This is a genomic window from Streptomyces sp. rh34 (assembly GCF_002551245.1).
GTDB lineage: Bacteria > Actinomycetota > Actinomycetes > Streptomycetales > Streptomycetaceae > Streptomyces.
The window spans coordinates 1-2,770 of sequence record NZ_NTGZ01000459.1; the positions used below are offsets into that span (position 1 = coordinate 1).

Here is a 2,770-nt window from a genome sequence, read left to right on the forward strand (position 1 = left end):
AGACGGCTCATGACCGGCCGGCCGGCCGTCGCCGCCCCCGCCCCGGGGCGGGGCCCGGACGAGGCGACCGCGCGCCGCCGGTTCGCCACGGTCTCCTTCCTCTTCTGGTTCCCCATCGGCATGTCCATCGCGACGGGAGTGCTGCTCTTCACCGAACGGGGCATGGGCCTCGCCGCCATCGCCGGCTTCTACGCCGTGCACTCCCTCACGGCCGCCGCGATGGAACTGCCCACCGGCGGCCTCTCCGACGTCATTGGGCGGCGCCCCGTCCTGGCCATCGCCGGGCTGCTCAACCTGACCGCCTTCACCCTCATCGGCCTCGGTGCGGCGGGCTGGGCCATCGCTCTCGGCATGGGGCTGATGGGCCTGGCCCGCGCCCTGTCCAGCGGTCCCGCCGAGGCCTGGTACGTCGACACCGTCCACGCCCACGCGGGGCCCGACGCCGATCTGCGTACGGGGCTGGCGCGCGGCAGCTCCGCCACCTCGGCCGCCCTCGCGCTCGGCACCCTGCTCGGCGGCGGGCTGCCCTGGCTGCTCGGCCTCGCCCCCGGTCCGGCGGAGTGGCTGGCCGACGCGACCGGCGGGCTCGTGATCCTGCTCTCCGTACCCGCCCTGCTCGGCGCGCTGGTCGAGGTCGTCTTCGTGCTCTATGTGCTGAGCGCGCTGACCGAACCGGCCCGGCCCCGGGCAGGCGTACGAGGGGTCGTGGGCGGCGTGCCCGCCGCCATCGCCGCCGGGCTCCGGCTCGGCGCCCGGGACGCCCTGATCCGGCGCATCCTGCTGACCGCGAGCGCCGCCGGCGCCGCGTTCGCGGCCGTCGAACTGCTCACCCCGGGCCGGGCCGCCGCCCTCATGGGGACGGCCGAATCCGGAGCGCTGGTCTTCGCGGGGCTCGCCTGCGCCGGATTCCTCTGCTCCGCCCTGGGCAGTCAACTCGCCCCGCTCGTCGCCCGGTTCGCGGGCGGAAGTGAGCGTGCGGTGCTGGTGAGCCTCGGGCTGGTGACGCTGGGGCTGACCCTGCTCGGCCTCACCGCGCACACGATGAGCCCCCTCGCCACGGCGGCGGCCGTCACCGGCTACGGGCTGGTGTACCTGGGCCTCGGAGCCGCGGGCCCCAACGAGAACGACCTGCTGCACCGCCGGGTCGACGCCTCGGGCCGCGCCACCGCCCTCTCCGTCCAGTCGCTCTCCCTGCAACTGGTCGCCGCCGGCGCCGGACTGGCGGCCGGCACCCTGCCGCCGGGCCCGCTGCCCTGGCTGCTGGCCGCCACGGCCGTGCTGGCCGGAGCCCTCCTCTGGATCCGCCGGGCCGCCCCCGTGAAGCCGTTCCCCGGGCCGGATCGACGCGGCCATGACGAGCTCCTCCGGGAGCGCACGCCCTCGTCGGCGCCGGCCACCGCCCCGGCGGGCGCCGGCACCGCCGAACAACTCCACGACACGGCAACCCAGGAGACCCACCCCCATGCTCGACCGATTTGATCCGCTGGTCATCGGCGAATGCGTCGCCGACATCGTCCGGCAGCCGGGCGAGGCCGACCGCGTCCACCCGGGCGGCAGCCCCGCGAACGTCGCGTACGGCCTGGCCCGGCTCGGCCACGACACCACCCTCCTCACCCAGCTGGGACCGGACGCCCATGGGCGGCTCATCCGGGACCATCTGGCCGCCGCCGGGGTCGAGGTCCGCACCGACGACGCCACCGGGCCCACCCCGTCGGCGGCCGTCACCCTCGACGACCACGGACACGCCACGTACGCCTTCGAGGTGGGCTGGGCCTTGGGCCCGGTGGTGCTCGACCGGGTGCCGCGGCACGTGCACACCGGCTCGATCGCGGCCGTCGTCGAGCCCGGGGCCGCGACGGTCCTGGCCGCCGTGGAGTCGCTGCGGGCCGACGCCACCGTCAGCTACGACCCCAACGTGCGGCCCGAGTTGATGGGAGAGCGCGCCCGGTCAAGGGCCCGCGTCGAGCGCTGCGTCGCGCTGAGCGACGTGGTGAAGGCCAGCGACGAGGACCTGCGGTGGCTGTACCCGGACGAGGAACCGGAGCAGGTGGCCGAGCGGTGGCTCGCCGCCGGCCCCGCACTCGTCCTCGTCACCCGGGGCGGGGCGGGTGCGTTCGCCCTGTTCTCCGGCGGCCGGGCCGTCGCCGAAGCGCTGCCGGTCGACGTCGTCGACACCGTCGGCGCGGGCGACGCGTTCATGTCGGGGACACTCCACGCCCTTGCCGCACACGGCCTCCTCGGCCCCGGGGCCCGTGACCGGCTGCACGCCGTGGGCCGGGACGCCGTCACCGACGTCCTGCGCCACGCGGTCGCCTCCGCCGCCGTGACCGTCTCCCGGGCCGGAGCCAACCCGCCCGGCGCGGACGAGCTCCGCGAGGCGCTCGCCCACAACTGACGCCACGTCATGACCCGTTCGGCGCAGTCGAACGCATCCTCGTGAGACGTTCCGCCGTTCGTCAACCGGATGCGGTACGACAACGGGATCGGGGCAACGGGTGGCGAGGAGACGGACGGCCGACAGCGGTTCGGAGCCGGGGACGCGGGCAGGCGTCTTAGCGGCCGGGGCGCGCACGGCGGTGCTGGAGAGCGTGGCGGGATGGGTGCCGGGGGAGCCGGTCGGCAACGACCGGCTCCCCGCGGCCTGGGACGTCGACGACGCCTGGATCCGCCGCCGCACCGGCATCGGCAGCCGGCACCGCGCCGGACCGGGCGTCGCCACCGGGGACCTCGCCTACGAGGCGGCCTCCCGGCCTGTCTCTTATACACATCT

Annotated in this window: 2 protein-coding genes and 1 pseudogene; all 3 read left to right on the top strand. The window is 76.0% G+C overall.

Translation table 11 applies throughout. From position 1 onward, the window contains the following. The first annotated feature begins 9 nt into the window (after positions 1-9). Positions 10-1,479, top strand: a complete 1,470-nt coding sequence (locus CR470_RS37170) for an MFS transporter (RefSeq protein ID WP_097872124.1) — start codon at positions 10-12, stop codon at positions 1,477-1,479. Then, positions 1,463-2,395 carry a carbohydrate kinase family protein gene (locus tag CR470_RS37175; RefSeq protein WP_097872126.1) on the top strand — a complete coding sequence of 311 codons (933 nt, stop codon included), beginning with the start codon at positions 1,463-1,465 and terminating at the stop codon, positions 2,393-2,395. The genes CR470_RS37170 and CR470_RS37175 overlap by 17 nt, the downstream gene beginning before the upstream one ends. Positions 2,396-2,576: 181 nt before the next feature. Beyond that, positions 2,577-2,770: pseudogene (locus CR470_RS37180) on the top strand (3-oxoacyl-ACP synthase); the annotation flags it as partial.